The organism is Nostoc sp. (assembly GCF_036917575.1).
In the GTDB taxonomy this organism is placed as follows: Bacteria; Cyanobacteriota; Cyanobacteriia; order Cyanobacteriales; family Nostocaceae; genus Nostoc.
In genome coordinates this window covers 1-15,641 of the sequence record NZ_JBALDC010000094.1, presented here as the reverse complement: position 1 = coordinate 15,641, position 15,641 = coordinate 1, and the positions used below count along the sequence as shown (strand labels likewise).

The following is a 15,641-nucleotide window of genomic DNA, read 5'->3' as shown; positions in this document are numbered from 1 at the left end:
GGTTTAGTAATTTCTCTAATTGTCCGATACCTGTAAGTATACGACCCTTATTTATGAATTCACTATTTTGTTATTTTGTCAATGCGTAAGTCCTATAATGGATAATTACGAGCGCTCCCTTAAAATTTAAATTTGGGTAAGTCAACTTCCAAATTGATTTAGGCGCAGAGAAAATAATTGCCGCAGAAAAAGGAAATCAAACGCTTTTTAAACCCCTCGGCAATTACAGATTTTTACTCTGCTTTGGGACAATTTATTAGTTACCGTCTAGCATTAGCAGGATGTGAACCAGAGCGAGTATTATACTTAGCAGTTCCTAACGTTCTCAAAACACAAGTTTTTCATTAAGAAGACTCAAATTACCAAATTTTGCCCATCCGCAGGATAAACCCTGGTAATTCTGAATTGCCATTAACTGCTTCAGGATTATCCAAAATTTTAACTTCTCGATTCGCACGGTAAATGTAGACTTTTCGACTCTGCCGATCAATTAACCAGCCTAGTAACGCACCATTATCGATGTACTCCTGCATTTTGTCTTGTAATTTTATCAGGGGATGTCTACGACGGGCTGCGCCTACTCTGGAAGAACGTAACTCAATCACAAAGCTGGGGCAAATTGGTGCAAAAGAAGCTTTTTGTGCTTCTGTTAAAGCATTCCAGCGCTCCAGTTCAATCCAAGAAGCATCAGGGGAACGCATCGCTTTATTGGGTAGTGTAAAACCTGCACTGGAGTCAAAGCCTATGCCAGTACCATCTTGTTCAGTCCAATAACCAAGCTGTGCAGCAATGTTAAAGTTACGGTTGCCCGTATCTGAAAAAGCTGGTGGCATAATGATGACTTCCCCATTGGCAGCGCGCTCAATTCGTAAATCTCCATTAGCTTGACAGAATTCGTAGAACTGCTCATTTGTCATCTGCACAAGGGAGGGGAAATTTACCGTTAGGGGTGTGCTTTCAGTTTTAATTAGCAGCGTGGTCATTTTTATTCCCTACCTTCAGCCCAATGATTTTAATTTTAGAGGCTTGAAGGAGCGATCGCTGTTATGTTCGTCGAGTAATGTGGGAATAGTTATTGTGTAGGGTGCGTTAACGAAGTAACACACCATCCTGATCTAGCCTGTCTCATCCGTCGTATTTATGGGATTGACTCTAAAGTTTGAAGTTTTACTGCTGTATCACCAAAGAATTCAATGGATATTGAAGAGTTTTTCAGTCGTCTAGATGCTGGGGAAAATGATTTTTCAGGAGTCGATCTCAGTGGTGCAGTTCTAAGCGAAGTTGACTTGTCTGGTATTAATCTAAGTGGTGCTGATTTGAGTGGGGCGCTCCTCTGTAAAACTAAGTTATGGGGTGCTGATTTAAGAGACGCTAATCTAAACGGTGCTGATTTACGTGGTGCTGATTTGAGAGTTACTCGTATGGAGAGTGTGAATCTCGAAAATGCTAATTTATTAGAAGTTAACTGGCACGGTGCGGAAAAATATGGGGCTTATTTCTACAATACCGTTATGCCAGATGGTGAACTCGTAACTAAACCAAACAGCTATGGCTGATCAGTACAAACATACTCCACTTTGGCATCAGAGATTGTGACGAGTTACAAAGTCTTCTACACTGACTGAAATAGGTTTTAACTCTCTCTGTTAGGCTCCTCATGACGGTCAATGATTTTGAATACATCAGGCAAACTGAAGCCACTCGTGTGCGTGTACTAAGCGAAGCACTACCTTATATTCAACAATTCGCTGGTCGCACTGTTGTTGTCAAATATGGTGGCGCAGCGATGAAAGATAGCACACTCAAAGATAAAGTTATCCGCGACATTGTATTCTTATCCTGCGTCGGCTTGCGTCCAATTGTAGTCCACGGTGGTGGCCCAGAAATTAACAGTTGGTTAGATAAGCTGGGCATCGAACCACAATTTAAGAATGGTCTGCGAGTCACTGATGCCGCCACAATGGATGTGGTGGAAATGGTTTTAGTTGGTCGAGTTAATAAAGAAATTGTCTCCCTGATTAACCAAGCTGGTGGATTGGCTCTAGGACTTTGCGGTAAAGACGGTAATCTATTTACAGCCCGTTCCCAAGGTCAAGAAGGTATTGGCTTTGTGGGGGAAGTCAGCAATGTGAATATCAAGATTTTGGAAACCCTCGCTAGCAATGGCTATATTCCGGTAGTATCTAGCGTTGCCGCAGACGAGACAGGGCAAGCTTATAACATTAACGCTGATACTGTAGCTGGAGAAATCGCTGCTGCATTAGGAGCAGAAAAGTTAATTTTATTGACCGACACCAGTGGAATTTTAAAAGATTACAAAGACCAATCTACTTTGATTCCGAAAGTGGATATTCGTGAAGCCCGCGAGTTGATTGCTAGTGGTATAGTTAGCGGTGGGATGATTCCCAAAGTGAATTGCTGTGTGCGATCGCTTGCTCAAGGAGTCCGTGCAGCACACATCATCGATGGTCGCATTCCTCATGCCCTGTTACTAGAAATCTTTACTGATGTTGGGATTGGGACGATGATTCTCGGTTCGCAGTTTACTTCGTAACAGTTAGGAGTACAGACAAGGGTTAACCCTTGTCTGTACAGGAATTATCTTAGTCTGCTTTCTACTGCTCACTTTACCGAGGATAGGTAATAATAACCCGCGATCGCCCACCGCTAAATGGTGTATGACGCCATGAATTATTTATAATCACCGGATTAACTACGGTTGAGTCTCGAATTGTCGGATTAATCAAAGTTGGATTAACCAGCGTGGAATTTCTAATGTTCTGCCTGAACTGGGGATCAGAATAATCGCGGTAAGTTGGATTAACCAGCGTGGAATTTCTGATGTTTTGCCTGAACTGGGGATTAGAATAATCGCGGTAAGTTGGATTAACCAGCGTGGAATTTCTGACGTTCTGCCTGAACTGGGGATCAGAATAATCGCGGTAATGATTGCGTTGTGGTATTAGTCCCGTTGTTGGGTCTACAGGCATAGGCGTAGGAATCGGACTACCATAAATAAAGGAACCCACAGAAGGCGATCGCCTGACTCCGTAACCACCATCAATCACGAATGTGCGCTGGGCAAAAGCTGGAGCAGTGCTTATACCGATCACTGCTAAAGATCATACCAGCTAAGAGCCAATTCAGTTGCGAATGCTTGATTTTCAACATAATTTTGCTCACCTGCATAAGATACCGGAATTTTTAATCAGAAAATAATTGCAGCTATAGTTAAAATTTTAGAAGTTTATCCACTCTCAGATTGCCAGCTTTTGAAAAGATTCCAAAAAGATTGCTGGCATTGGCAAAATGAAAATAGTGGTAATTTTTGTATAAGACGTGAGTACAGAAAGTTTAGAAATTGCTAAAACCCGCTACCAGACTGGGAGAGTTGCCTTTGAAAATGGGCAATACCGCGAAGCTATAGAAAATTTGGAAAAGGCCAGCGCCCTGTTAGCGCGTAATTCTCGTCTTGGGGGCGAAGTAGAAATTTGTCTGGTGACAGCTTATGAAGCGGCTGGACGCACGGATGATGCGATCGCTCTTTGCGAAAGACTCAAACGCCATGCCCATTTTGAAATCAGCAAACAAGCGCGGCGGATGCTTTATATCTTAAAAGCACCAAAGCTGAAAAGACCTAGCGAATGGATGACTGAAATCCCGGATTTGGGCGCATTAGCCGATAATGAACTCAAAATTTCTGTACCTGCTAAGTCTACTAAATCTTCTGTCCAGCAAAAGCCTAAACCTACGGAGCCAGAATTCGTTGACCTCAGTCAGGTCAATACCAGAGATAATCGCTTTATCTGGGTAGCGCTAATTGCCATTGCTTTAACCATCTCATACTTAGTTTGGTTGAATTTTTCAGGTACTCCTGGCTGATAACAATTTGGGATTGGGGGCTAGGGATTGGGAAGATTTGAATGAAGATTCAGATCCAAACCAAATCTTACTCATATTTTCTTACCCAGTCTCAGAGCGATCGCAATGGTATTCCAGAAATCTCAAACAATATTAAGAAGTCAAGATTGATTAAAAAGTTTGACTTTTGGGGAGATTTATAATTATGAATTCTTCAATTTTCGGAAAGATTTTCTTGTGGTTAATCAGACCATTTAGCTTTGTGTTAGCAAAGATGAAATTGCTTTTACCACTGAAAGGTCGAAATCGAATGAACCGAGTCTTTCCCATCCGAAATCCTATTCTGTGGCTAGTGCTGTTAACATCTCTGCTACTGACTGGCTGTGTGAAGTACGATGTGGGGCTTAACTTTGACAATTCAAATAGTGGTGAACTAGTACAGCATATTAAGTTGGGAGAACGGCTAACTAGTTTTAGTGGCGATTCGGTGTACGAATGGTTAAAAAGCATAGAACGTCGCGCTCGTCAACTAGAAGGTAAAGTACAGCGAGTTTCCCAAGAAGAAATCATCGTCACAATTCCTTTTAGCAATGGTAGAGAATTGCAAGAGAAATTCAATGAATTCTTTAACTCTCGTGCAAATCAACCCTCTGAGTCTGTAGAGAGCCAATCTGATTCAGAACTGCCGAAAATTGAATCAAACGTTCTTTTAGAGGAGAATAATTTTTTACTTTTAGTCCGAAATCGGTTGATTTATGATTTGGATTTGCGATCGCTCTCTCTAATCGCCAGCAAAGGTAATGTACTAGCTAATGCTGGTTCAATTCTCGATTTGGAATTTAGCTTGAAGACTCCTTGGGGAGCGAAAAATATTCAACTAACCGAAACTGCAATTGAGCCAGAAAAAAATGGCAATCAATTAGTGTGGAAACTCCAGCCTGGTGAGCTAAACCACATAGAAGCTGTTTTCTGGCTTCCTAGTCCCCTTGGTATCGGTGGGTTGTTAATTATTCTGTTTGTCTCAGCAGGATTGTACTTGAGATACAATTTCATGCCAGATCCCAGAATTCAGTTTCCTTCTAAAACAGCAGCGATCCAGGAACAATAAACTATTTATCTGTTGAATATTGTTAGCGAAGCCGATGGAGAATGCATCGGCTTTTTTTACACTTTACCCAGCGTTTTGTAAAAATGAGTCATAGCGAATTAGCTAAAGAAATTGTTCGTGTTTCCTACTTGAATGGAAAGTTTCGGTTACGTTCTGGTCAGATATCTGACCATTACTTTGATAAATATCAGTTTGAATCTAATCCTTTGTTACTGAAGCGGTTAGCTAAAGAAATGGTAAAAAAGATTCCACCAGGCACGGAAATTATCGCCGGACTGGAATTAGGGGGAGTTCCTTTAGCGACAGCAATTTCATTAGAAGTTGAATTACCAGTTGTGTTTGTTCGGAAGACAAAAAAAGAATATGGAACTGAGAAGATAGCAGAAGGAATTAATATTCAAGGAAAAAATTTGTGTATTATTGAAGACGTGATTACAACAGGTGGTCAGGTTGTAAAAAGTACCGAAGCACTGCGTAATCAGGGAGCGATCGTGGACTTCGTACTTTGCGTAATCTGGCGCGGAAGTACACAAGACAATATTCTCGAAAAAGCTGGTATTCAAAAACTTCCTCTATTTGATATGGAGGAGCTTTCGATGTGGATGGAACTGTCTTGAAGTCTAGAGTAAAGCATTACCATTGCTATGTTCTCGTTGTTCGCTGCCATACCAACGTTCAGCAAGTGCATTAAGTTGATGAAGGATTTCAATGAGTTCCTGGCCATGTTCTGTCAGACCGTAAGTAACTTGAGGTGGGATAGTTGGTTCATACTGGCGATAAATAACTTCTGCTGCCTCAAGCATCCTCAGTCTTTCTGTCAGCACTTTGGTTGATATACCTTCTACTTGGCGCTTCAATGCACCAAAGCGAATAGGGCCACGATTACACAACACCCATAGTATGTACATTGTCCAGGGTCCCGATAATAAAGACATCAAAATACCTATTGGGCAAGCATCAGGACTTGTAGAAGCAGACATTGATAAGTTAGCCAAAATTATTTACTAGTTACTTTGCAGTAACTACTTTACTTTAGTAACTAGTTACTTTTAGTATCTGATGTAATACTTTGAAATAGAGACTCAAAAAAAGTAGAAGCAGTAAATCCTAGTTAATCAGGAGATATTTGATGGTAAACATTCTACATATTGATTCCAGCCCTCGTGGTGAACGATCGCACTCCAGAGAATTATCTAAAGAATTCGTCAGTGGTTGGAGGGCAGAGCATCCTGAAGATGCGATCGCTTATCGAGATTTAGGGCATTACCCAGTTCCTCACGTTGATGAAGCTTGGATTGCGGCGGCATTTTCACCACCAGAAACCCATACCCCAGAATTAACTGAGGCAATTAGGATTTCTGACGAACTGGTTGATGAGTTTTTGGCAGCCGATCGCTACGTCTTTGGAGTGCCAATGTATAACTTTAATATACCTTCCACTTTTAAGGCTTACATCGACCAAATCGTTCGCATTAACCGGACTGTTGCAATAGAAGCTCAAGGTTTTAAAGGGTTAGTCGAGGGTAAAAAGGCACTTATTATTACAGCTCGTGGCGGTGACTTTAGCGCCACCTCCCCAGCCATTGCTTATGATTTTCAAGAACCCTATCTGCGGGCAATTTTCGGCTTTATTGGGATTACAGACATTCAATTTATTAACGCTAACAGCCTAAATGAAGGTGATGCCCGTACCCGATCTCTATTACAAGCAAGAGCAGCAATTCAAGATGCGATCGCCCAGTGGTAAGAGAGGCATTGGGCATTGAGAAGAGACAAGGAAGCGGGAGAAAAGAGAGAGACTTGTTCAATATATTCCCCCTTTTTCCCCCTGCTCCCCTGCCCCCTGCCCCCTTGCCTCTTTTTCAGGGTGATAACCGCTCAATTTTCCAAATGCCATTATCTAAACGGCTATAGAGTAAGCGATCGTGCAGACGGCTAGGACGTCCTTGCCAAAACTCAATTTCTGTAGGGATAACTCGTAAGCCTCCCCAATGAGGCGGTCGAAGAATTTCCTGATTTTCATATTTCCTCTGGAACTCCTGCAAGCGTTGCTCCAAGACTTCTCGGCTTTCTATCACCTCGCTTTGATTAGATACCCACGCACCCAGGCGACTATTGGTAGGGCGACTGTGAAAATACTGGTCAGACTCAGTTTCGGAAACTTTCTCCACATATCCCGAAATTCGGACTTGACGTTCCAGTTCTGCCCACCAAAAGACTAAAGCCGCCTGGGGGTTTTCTGCTAATTCTTGTCCTTTATGACTGTTGTAGTTGGTAAAGAAGGTAAAGCCCCGTTCATCAAAATTCTTAAGCAGCACCATTCTGGCTGAAGGCTTGCCGTCTGGTGTGGCTGTGGCAATGGTCATGGCATTGGGTTCAGGGAGTTGTGCTGCGAGTGCCTGATCGAACCATTTTTTAAATTGGATAAAAGGATTAAGGTCTATTTCAAGTTCACTTAAACCTTCTAAGGTGTAGTCCTTGCGAAGGTCAGCTACAGTTTTGTCCATTGTGATTTGTTTCCTTGCTATCAGATAGATTTATATATATATTTGTCAAAAATATCTATGATGATAATCAGTACCATCAAGAATTTTATAAATTCTTTCAAGGAATATCTAAAATAGGTTGCGTTAGATGCGCCGTTCAGCCTCCCTTCGACGCTTGTTAATTTATGGTCTGAGCGGTCCGATTATCGCTCTTAATGTTTGGTTGCTGTCTGTGCTTTTTCGCTACTTCCAGCATCCGATCACCGTCTTGAGTATTGCGGCAATTCTGGCTTTTCTGCTAAATTACCCGGTTAAGTTCTTTGAACGTGCTCAGATCACCCGCACTCAGGCGGTGATTATAGTTTTACTTGCAACATTAACCGTGTTTGGAATTCTGGGTGTCACCCTAGTACCGTTGATCATTGACCAAACAATCCAACTGTTAAAGAATATCCCTGATTGGTTAGGCGCTAGTCAAGCAAACCTAGAGCAGTTTGAGATGTTGGCAAAGCAACGACGTTTGCCAATCGATCTGACGGTTGTGAGCAGTCAAATCAATGCCAATATTCAGAATGTGGTGCAACAGCTAGCTTCTGGTGCAGTAGGATTTGCTGGAACACTGCTTTCAGGATTACTTGACTTAGTGTTAGTTATTGTGCTTGCATTTTATATGCTTTTATATGGCGAGCGCGTCTGGTATGGTCTGATCAATCTTTTACCCTCTAACATTGGCGATCCCCTGACTACATCCTTGCGCTTAAATTTCCAGAACTTCTTCCTCAGCCAGTTGTTACTAGGATTGTTCATGGTGCTAACCCTGACACCAATTTTCTTAATAATAAAAGTGCCTTTTGCCCTGTTGTTTGCCATATTAATTGGGATCTCAGAACTCATTCCCTTTATCGGGGCGTCTCTGGGTATTGGTCTGGTGACAATTTTAGTACTGCTGCAAAATTGGTGGTTGGCAGTTCAAGTTGCCATAGCAGCGATTGTCATGCAGCAGCTTAAAGATAACTTGTTAGCTCCCAGGTTACTTGGCAATTTTATCGGACTGAATCCTATTTGGATTTTTGTGTCTATTCTAATGGGATTTGAGATTGCTGGCTTGTTAGGGACAATTGTTGCTGTTCCAATAGCTGGTACTATTAAGGGCACTTTCGATGCTATTAAGAGTGGCAAGCCGAGTAATTTTGTCTCAACTGTCACTATTGCTCGTGATTCACCTCCTGGTTAAGGTGGCAGAGGGGCAGGAAAGCAGGGGGACAAGGGGGAATTATTGAACAAGTTTCTCCTTTGTCCCCCCTCTTTCTTGTCTACCTTGTCTGTTATCAATGTCCAACTCAAAAGTTGCACAATCTAATTTCACAATTCACAATGGTAATCGATCGCAAATTTTAAAGGATACTGCCAGCAGGCAATTTCTGAACAAAAGAAGCGCAAGCGAATGTATAGAGTATACACTTTGCCAATAGTCAATTAGTTTAGTCTTGAATTTACAGTCTTTTGATTCTCATTAATTAACTTATAACCTGTTGATGGAAGCTTCCGAGCTGTTAGAAACAATCACATTTTTGATTTACCAAGCCGAGCAGGGAGAAATTGATCCTTGGGATGTCCAAGTGATTGAGGTAATTGACCGTTATTTAGAACTGATGGCACCGGCGGCAATAACAAAAGGCTATGAAGCGGACTTGTCTCAATCTGGACAGGCATTTTTATCAGCATCAATGCTGGTATTATTCAAAGCCAATACCTTGATGCAATTGTCAACAGTCAAAGATGCACAAGATGATTTAGAAGATGATGCCCTATTGTCAGGTGAAGATGGTGTATCGCATCAGGGTCATCGTTTACCCTTGGAACGGCAATTGCGTCGTCGTCCAGCAGCAATGCCGCCACCAAAGCGTCGGGTGACTCTGCAAGAGTTAATCGAACAATTGCAGATTATGGCTAACCAACTGAAACTAGTAGAAAAAGTTAGCAAACCTATCCGTCCCAGACGTCAACCTAGCGTCCAAAGTATGCGAGAGGCGCTAGAGTTAGCTCACCAGGAAAATCTGACAGAAGTCGCTGGGGAACTGGAGCAAGTGTTGAAATTATCGACAAGAGAGCTAAGTTTAGAACAAAATTGGTTGAATTTAGAACAGCTTGTAGAATTGTGGACTAAGACAAAGCTTCTCAACCAAAATGGGTCTGGACATGAGTCTAAACACAGTAACCTAGTTAGCGTTTTCTGGGCACTACTATTACTCTCGGCTCAATCGAAAGTAGAGCTATTTCAAAAGGACTTTTACCATGAAATTAAAATTCGTTTAATTATAGATTCAGCCAATATCGGCAAACCTTTTGAGCATCCGATGAATTAAGAAAGGCTGGAGGCAGGAGATAGAAACAAACTGTTTATATCTGATGCGTGAGTCCGGCATTTTGTACTTTATCTACTTGCAAATTTCTGTATTGTTGCCCTGCTTCTAGCATAGCTGCCTCTTGCCTTGTTATAGATTTTTGATTCAGCCCCAAAATCCGAGTAAATTGAAAAGATAAGCGATCGCTTGTCATCTAAGTATATCAATGGTTGTGATAACCACTAATTTACTGTTATCCCTATTCTGGGGGATGACTTAGAGTAGAAATAAAAACTGATGATTAAGTATCACTCAATGAAAGTAAACTGGCTTGTGGTTGAGGAATAAATTTTTATGAAAGCGATGATTCTCGCGGCTGGCAAGGGCACTCGCGTGCGTCCGATTACGTACACTATGCCCAAGCCGATGATGCCCATCCTGCAAAAGCCAGTGATGGAGTTTTTGCTAGAACTATTACGCCATCATGGATTTGACCAGATTCTAGTCAATGTGAGTCATTTGGCTGAGGAAATAGAAAACTATTTCCGTGATGGTCAACGATTTGGGGTGCAGATTGCCTATTCCTTTGAAGGGAAAATTGATGACGACGGTAAACTGGTGGGCGAAGCGATAGGTTCAGCTGGAGGGATGCGGCGCATCCAAGACTTCTCACCGTTTTTTGATGATACTTTTGTAGTTTTATGTGGTGATGCTTTAATTGACCTGGATTTAACTGCGGCTGTTAAATGGCATAAATCCAAAGGAGCGATCGCTACCATTATCACTAAATCTGTCCCCAAGGAAGAAGTTTCTAGTTATGGTGTGGTTGTGACTGACGAAGAGGGACGTGTCAAGGCTTTCCAAGAAAAACCTTCAACTGAAGAAGCCCTCAGCACCAACATCAACACAGGTATTTACATCTTTGAACCAGAGGTTTTTAACTATATTCCTTCTGATGTCGAATATGACATTGGAAGCCAATTGTTTCCCAAATTGGTAGAAATCAAAGCCCCGTTTTACGCCATTCCTATGGACTTTGAATGGGTAGACATTGGTAAAGTCCCAGACTATTGGCGGGCGATTCGCGGTGTGCTGCTAGGTGAAATTAAAAATGTGCAAATTCCTGGTCATGAAGTCGCTCCCGGCATCTTTACTGGCTTAAATGTTGCCGTAAATTGGGATAAAGTAGATATTACAGGCCCTGTTTACATTGGCGGGATGACGAGAATCGAAGACGGAGCTAAAATTGTCGGGCCAGCGATGATTGGCCCCAATTGTTGGATATGTAGTGGTGCAACAGTGGAAAACAGCGTAATCTTTGAATGGTCGCGCCTGGGTCCTGGAGTCCGGTTAGTCGATAAGCTGGTATTTGGACGTTATTGCGTAGATAAAACTGGCGCTGCGATCGATGTTCAAGCTGCTGCTTTAGACTGGCTGATTACCGATGCTCGTCAGACACCCCCATCACATAACCCTGTCGAGCGACAAGCGATAGAGGAATTGTTGGGGACAAATACAAATTAGGGAATGGGGAATGGGGATTGGGGACTGGGTATTGGAGATTGGGAAAAATTTTCCTCCCTTGTCCCCTGGTCTCTAGTCTCTTGTATTCCCTAGTCCCTAGTCCCCAGTCCCCAATGCCCAGTCTCCAATCCTAACTATTTAAGTACGTATATCTTCTAAGACTCTGCTCGTAGGTTTGCAGTAGTCGCTGAGATTCCGCTAGGGTGATGCGATTTTCTTCTAATGCTTTCTCGCAGCGCTGGCGAATGTTTTCCACCATATCTTCGGAGTCATACTGAACGTAACTTACGACTTCGCTCATGGTGTCACCTTTGACAACGTGTTCAATTTGGTAGCCTTTGGGCGTTAATTGGATGTGAACGGCGTTAGTGTCACCAAATAGGTTGTGCAAATTGCCCATGATTTCTTGGTAAGCCCCATTCAAGAACATCCCCAAATAATAGGGTTCTCCGGGCTTGTAGGTGTGCAACTCTAAAACCGATTTGACATCACGTAGGTCTATAAAGCGGTCGATTTTACCATCACTGTCGCAAGTCAGGTCTGCTAAAATTCCTCGCTGCGTTGGTTCTTCAGCCAAACGATGGATTGGCATGATCGGAAATAGCTGGTCAATTGCCCAGCAATCTGGTGCTGATTGAAACACTGACATATTGACGTAGTAGATGGAAGCCATAATTTGTTCTAGGTCTTCCAGTTCATCTGGTACGTATTCTTGCTGTCTAGTAATGTTAAGAATTTTTTGACAACAAGCCCAGTAGAGCCGTTCAGCTTTGGCTCGTTCTCTAAGGCGTAAAATTCCTAAGTTAAACCGACTGATAGCTTCTTCTTTGAATTGTGCAGCGTCGTGGTATAATTCTTGATAATTTTCTTGGTTGATAGATTGAAAGCTTTCCCAAAGATAATTAATAATTGGGGATTCCCCCTCTTGTGGAGGTTCTGGTGGATTCAGGGGGACATCACTGGTACTGAGAACGTCGAAAATTAATACTGATTGATGAGAAGCGATCGCTCGTCCACTTTCACTAATCAGTGTTGGTACGGGAATCTGACGCTCTGCACAAGTATCTTTTAACTCTGCTACGATGTCGTTGGCATAGTTCTGCATGTTGTAATTTTTCGATGCATAGAAGTTGGTTTGGGAGCCATCATAATCTACGCCCAAGCCGCCACCAACATCAAGGTATTTCATATCTGCTCCCAGCATTGCCAATTCTACATAAATGCGACTGGCTTCTTGGATAGCATCTTTAATCACATTAATAGCAGAGATTTGTGAGCCGATGTGGAAGTGCATCAACTGCAAAGAATCGAGCAGGTTAGCTTCCCGTAATTTGTCAACAGCCTCGATTACTTCAGGCATTGTCAAACCAAATTTAGCGCGATCGCCGCTAGAGGCTCCCCAACGTCCCATACCTTGGGTACTGAGTTTAGCACGAACCCCTAATATTGGTTTAATACCTAACTGGCGATTGGCATCGATCACCAAATCAACTTCTTCAATTTGTTCTATGACGATGATTGGTGTTTGCCCTAGTCTTTGGGCCAACATTGCCGTTTCGATATATTCTCGGTCTTTGTAGCCGTTGCAAACTAACAATGCTCCTGGTGTATCCAACACAGCTAAAGCAATCATTAATTCTGGCTTGGAACCGGCTTCTAAACCAAATTGATGGGGCTTGCCAAATTTCACTAAATCCTCAATCAAATGCCGCTCTTGATTGCATTTGACGGGAAACACGCCACGGTAGACACCAGGGTAATTATAGCGAGCGATCGCTTTGGCAAAACAAGCATTCAACCGCTCAATCCGGTCTTCCAAAATATCGGAAAAGCGAATCAACATGGGAAGTCCCAAGTTGCGCTGTTTCATGGCGTTAACCAATTCAAACAAGTCTAAAGAACCCCCGTGATCGCCCTTGGGTGACACAGTTACGTGACCAGCAGCGCTAATGGAAAAATAGGGTTGTCCCCATCCTTCAATGCGGTATAATTCTTCACTATCCTCAATTTTCCAGGAGTGAGGTAAATCTTCTGTGGTAGGAGTAGGTGGTAACAGCTTTTTTTGCTTATGATTTTTCACTTCTTTTTGTCCATTGGACGGTACTTGTTCCACCTCATCAGATGTAGCAGTTGACTCAACACCCATTTCTTCCTAACCTCTGTTTTGCACCCACGAGTTAACAATTTAGCGCATTCATCTAGGAACGTATATGCACCCAAAGATAACTTCTGAGATAAACTCTGATTGGTCAAGAGTCGTATGTCATTGGTCATTAGTCATTGGTCGTTAGTGCAAAACCCTTGGACAAAGGACAAAGGACAATGGACAATTGACTAGATAAAAACTTTATTAAGCTTTGGGAGATAGCAATGGAGCGTACATTTTTAGCAATTAAGCCTGATGGAGTCCAGCGGGGATTAGTGGGAGAAATTATCCGTCGCTTTGAAACTAAAGGTTTTACCCTAGTTGGTTTAAAGTTACTGAAAGTCAGTCGGGAATTGGCTGAACAACACTATGGTGTTCACCGAGAACGTCCCTTTTTTGGCGGTTTAGTGGAATTTATCACTTCTAGCCCAGTGGTAGCGATGGTATGGGAAGGTGATGGCGTTATTGCATCTGCTAGAAAGATTATTGGTGCGACAAACCCCTTAACAGCAGAACCAGGAACAATTCGTGGTGATTTTGGACTGAATATTGGTCGCAACTTAATTCACGGTTCTGATGCTCCAGAAACCGCGCAACAGGAAGTAGCCTTATGGTTTAAGGATGAAGAATTGGTAAGTTGGCAACCACACTTAACGCCTTGGTTGCACGAGTAAGACAGTAGGGAGTGGGGACTGGGGACTGGGAATCAGTTATTTCCCCCTAGCCCCCTACCCCCTGCTCTTTTTATTTCGAGATTTCGCTCTTCTCCGGTTCTACTTGGGGTAATTCAGTATCAACACGCTTGGAAAATCCCCAGCCTAAAATCAGGAAGATTGCAGCAATCATGATCCATTCTGGTGGAACTAAACTATCGTTGATCACTTTTAACAACAAGCGTAAGCCCACCAAGGCTACAGTTATATAGCCTGCGTCTTCTAGGTTTTCATATTCGTCTAACCAACGGATAAACAATCCCGCCATGAATCGCAGCGTAATAATACCAATTGTTGCACCCGTTAGCACTAGCCATTTTTCTTGAGAAACTGCGATCGCAGTTGTCACGCTATCCAAAGAAAATGCCAAATCTGTAAATGCTATCACGGGTATGGCTTGCAACAACGAAGTAAAACGCGGTTCGTGATTCTGTTCTTCATTGGATTCTTGCGAGGTAAAGTGTTGGAATACTAACCAAAGCAGATAAGCAGCGCCCAATAATTCAAATTGCCAGAATTGTTGTACCCAAGTAGCAGTGAGAATCAGGGTGATTCGCAGCACATAAGCAACGACTAAACCAAAGTTCAAAGCTTTACGCTCAAGTTCTTTGTCTTCCAGCCCCCTAGCGATCGCAGCCAGGGCGATGGCATTGTCGGCAGATAACAGCGCCTCTAAAAGCACCAGGATCACCAGAACTATAAGGGCTTCAAAGCTGAAATGAAAGTCGAGGTAATCAAAAATTTGGTCTAGCATTCCGGGTTTCTCAAGCAGAAAAAATTAAAATTTGACAAGAACGGAGATTTGCATATTAAAAAGCGCAATAAATTGCCACTCTTAATCCAGCTTAACGTGGTTGTGGTGCATTTTGAAGGGGATTGAATGTATGCGATCGTGGTGCAAGTGGGGTAATTTACGTATAAGTCAATACACCTAAAGTTTTAACATTTAGTTTAGTGCGATCGCAATGGAAGCAAGGGACTGTGAACTGGGGACTGGGTAAAAAGTCTTTTTGTGTTTACAGCAATTTTCATGTAAATAGACCACAGTGGTTGAACCAACCGAAGGCATCATCTTCGGTAATGTAATTGACAGCAAGAGCCATTGCTTGATCAAGTGATTCAAGTGTGCGTGCTTCACAGGAACGAAGAAATTGCTTGAGTTTCGACCAACACAGTTCTATAGGGGATAAATCTGGAGAGTAGGCAGGTAAAAACTTTACTTTTGCACCGACCGACTCAATTGCAACTCTTACACGTTCGGCATGATGAACCCGGAGATTATCCATGACCACGATCGCCCCTTTCCATAACTGAGGTATTAATATCTCAGTTAAATAAGTGAGGAATACATCAGTATTTGTGCTTCCTGGTACAGTCATCGCTGCAACCAGTCCATCAAGGCTTAAAGCACCAATCAAAGAAACGTTTCCACCCTTATTTCCAGGTATACTGCCAACT

Annotated in this window: 19 protein-coding genes and 1 pseudogene; 12 read left to right on the top strand and 8 right to left on the bottom strand. The window is 42.5% G+C overall.

Annotated elements, in window-relative coordinates:
- Positions 1-101 precede the first annotated feature (101 nt).
- Positions 102-318, top strand: a pseudogene (locus V7K79_RS27335) (element excision factor XisH family protein); the annotation flags it as partial.
- A 41-nt stretch (positions 319-359) separates the two neighbouring features.
- Here V7K79_RS27335 and V7K79_RS27330 read toward each other — a convergent pair.
- The gene (locus V7K79_RS27330; protein WP_335052291.1) at positions 360-983 is read right to left on the bottom strand and encodes a Uma2 family endonuclease; all 624 of its coding nucleotides are present in this window, start codon (positions 981-983) and stop codon (positions 360-362) included.
- Between the two features lie 210 nt (positions 984-1,193).
- Here V7K79_RS27330 and V7K79_RS27325 point away from each other — a divergent pair, with 210 nt between their 5' ends.
- Entirely contained in the window at positions 1,194-1,556 is a 363-nt protein-coding gene (locus V7K79_RS27325; protein WP_335052289.1) for a pentapeptide repeat-containing protein, read from the top strand.
- A gap of 101 nt (positions 1,557-1,657) precedes the next feature.
- The gene (gene argB / locus V7K79_RS27320) at positions 1,658-2,554 is read left to right on the top strand and encodes an acetylglutamate kinase (RefSeq protein WP_335052287.1); all 897 of its coding nucleotides are present in this window, start codon (positions 1,658-1,660) and stop codon (positions 2,552-2,554) included.
- 73 nt (positions 2,555-2,627) lie between these two features.
- On the opposite strand, the gene V7K79_RS27315 is transcribed toward argB, so the two are convergent.
- Entirely contained in the window at positions 2,628-3,113 is a 486-nt protein-coding gene (locus tag V7K79_RS27315; protein WP_335052285.1) for a hypothetical protein, read from the bottom strand.
- Positions 3,114-3,339: 226 nt separating this feature from the next.
- On the opposite strand from V7K79_RS27315, the gene V7K79_RS27310 reads away from it, so the two are divergent.
- The 4 genes from V7K79_RS27310 (at position 3,340) to pyrE (ending at position 5,586) form a co-directional block, all read left to right on the top strand.
- Complete coding sequence (locus V7K79_RS27310) at positions 3,340-3,882, top strand: tetratricopeptide repeat protein (protein ID WP_335052283.1); 543 nt, start codon at positions 3,340-3,342, stop codon at positions 3,880-3,882.
- 41 nt (positions 3,883-3,923) lie between these two features.
- Positions 3,924-4,064 (top strand): hypothetical protein, encoded by a 141-nt coding sequence (locus V7K79_RS27305; protein ID WP_335052281.1) that lies wholly within the window; start codon positions 3,924-3,926, stop codon positions 4,062-4,064.
- A 2-nt stretch (positions 4,065-4,066) separates the two neighbouring features.
- Positions 4,067-4,969, top strand: a complete 903-nt coding sequence (locus tag V7K79_RS27300; RefSeq protein WP_335052279.1) for a DUF3153 domain-containing protein — start codon at positions 4,067-4,069, stop codon at positions 4,967-4,969.
- Between the two features lie 83 nt (positions 4,970-5,052).
- The gene (gene pyrE, locus V7K79_RS27295; RefSeq protein ID WP_335052277.1) at positions 5,053-5,586 is read left to right on the top strand and encodes an orotate phosphoribosyltransferase; all 534 of its coding nucleotides are present in this window, start codon (positions 5,053-5,055) and stop codon (positions 5,584-5,586) included.
- A gap of 3 nt (positions 5,587-5,589) precedes the next feature.
- Here pyrE and V7K79_RS27290 read toward each other — a convergent pair whose 3' ends face one another.
- Complete coding sequence (locus V7K79_RS27290) at positions 5,590-5,949, bottom strand: winged helix-turn-helix transcriptional regulator (protein ID WP_335052275.1); 360 nt, start codon at positions 5,947-5,949, stop codon at positions 5,590-5,592.
- Between the two features lie 149 nt (positions 5,950-6,098).
- On the opposite strand from V7K79_RS27290, the gene V7K79_RS27285 reads away from it, so the two are divergent.
- Positions 6,099-6,716 carry an FMN-dependent NADH-azoreductase gene (locus V7K79_RS27285; RefSeq protein WP_335052273.1) on the top strand — a complete coding sequence of 206 codons (618 nt, stop codon included), beginning with the start codon at positions 6,099-6,101 and terminating at the stop codon, positions 6,714-6,716.
- Between the two features lie 115 nt (positions 6,717-6,831).
- Here V7K79_RS27285 and pdxH read toward each other — a convergent pair whose 3' ends face one another.
- Positions 6,832-7,476: a pyridoxamine 5'-phosphate oxidase gene (gene pdxH, locus V7K79_RS27280; protein WP_335052271.1), complete on the bottom strand. Its 645-nt coding sequence runs from the start codon at positions 7,474-7,476 to the stop codon at positions 6,832-6,834.
- 127 nt (positions 7,477-7,603) lie between these two features.
- On the opposite strand from pdxH, the gene V7K79_RS27275 reads away from it, so the two are divergent.
- Positions 7,604-8,689, top strand: coding sequence for an AI-2E family transporter (locus tag V7K79_RS27275; RefSeq protein WP_335052269.1), 1,086 nt, complete (start codon positions 7,604-7,606; stop codon positions 8,687-8,689).
- 301 nt (positions 8,690-8,990) lie between these two features.
- Positions 8,991-9,821, top strand: coding sequence for a ScpA family protein (locus tag V7K79_RS27270; protein ID WP_335052267.1), 831 nt, complete (start codon positions 8,991-8,993; stop codon positions 9,819-9,821).
- A 34-nt stretch (positions 9,822-9,855) separates the two neighbouring features.
- On the opposite strand, the gene V7K79_RS27265 is transcribed toward V7K79_RS27270, so the two are convergent.
- On the bottom strand, positions 9,856-10,014 hold the full coding sequence (locus V7K79_RS27265) for a hypothetical protein (RefSeq protein WP_335052265.1): 159 nt from the start codon (positions 10,012-10,014) through the stop codon (positions 9,856-9,858).
- 140 nt (positions 10,015-10,154) lie between these two features.
- Between V7K79_RS27265 and V7K79_RS27260 the strand changes: the two genes are divergently transcribed.
- Positions 10,155-11,324: an NDP-sugar synthase gene (locus V7K79_RS27260; RefSeq protein WP_335052263.1), complete on the top strand. Its 1,170-nt coding sequence runs from the start codon at positions 10,155-10,157 to the stop codon at positions 11,322-11,324.
- A gap of 130 nt (positions 11,325-11,454) precedes the next feature.
- Here V7K79_RS27260 and speA read toward each other — a convergent pair whose 3' ends face one another.
- Positions 11,455-13,470, bottom strand: coding sequence for a biosynthetic arginine decarboxylase (gene speA, locus V7K79_RS27255; protein ID WP_335052260.1), 2,016 nt, complete (start codon positions 13,468-13,470; stop codon positions 11,455-11,457).
- A gap of 224 nt (positions 13,471-13,694) precedes the next feature.
- On the opposite strand from speA, the gene ndk reads away from it, so the two are divergent.
- Entirely contained in the window at positions 13,695-14,144 is a 450-nt protein-coding gene (gene ndk / locus V7K79_RS27250; protein ID WP_104910011.1) for a nucleoside-diphosphate kinase, read from the top strand.
- 70 nt (positions 14,145-14,214) lie between these two features.
- Here ndk and V7K79_RS27245 read toward each other — a convergent pair whose 3' ends face one another.
- Positions 14,215-14,937, bottom strand: coding sequence for a TerC family protein (locus V7K79_RS27245; RefSeq protein WP_335052258.1), 723 nt, complete (start codon positions 14,935-14,937; stop codon positions 14,215-14,217).
- Positions 14,938-15,211: 274 nt separating this feature from the next.
- The coding region (locus V7K79_RS27240; protein ID WP_335052256.1) for a transposase at positions 15,212-15,641 on the bottom strand (430 nt) is incomplete at its 5' end.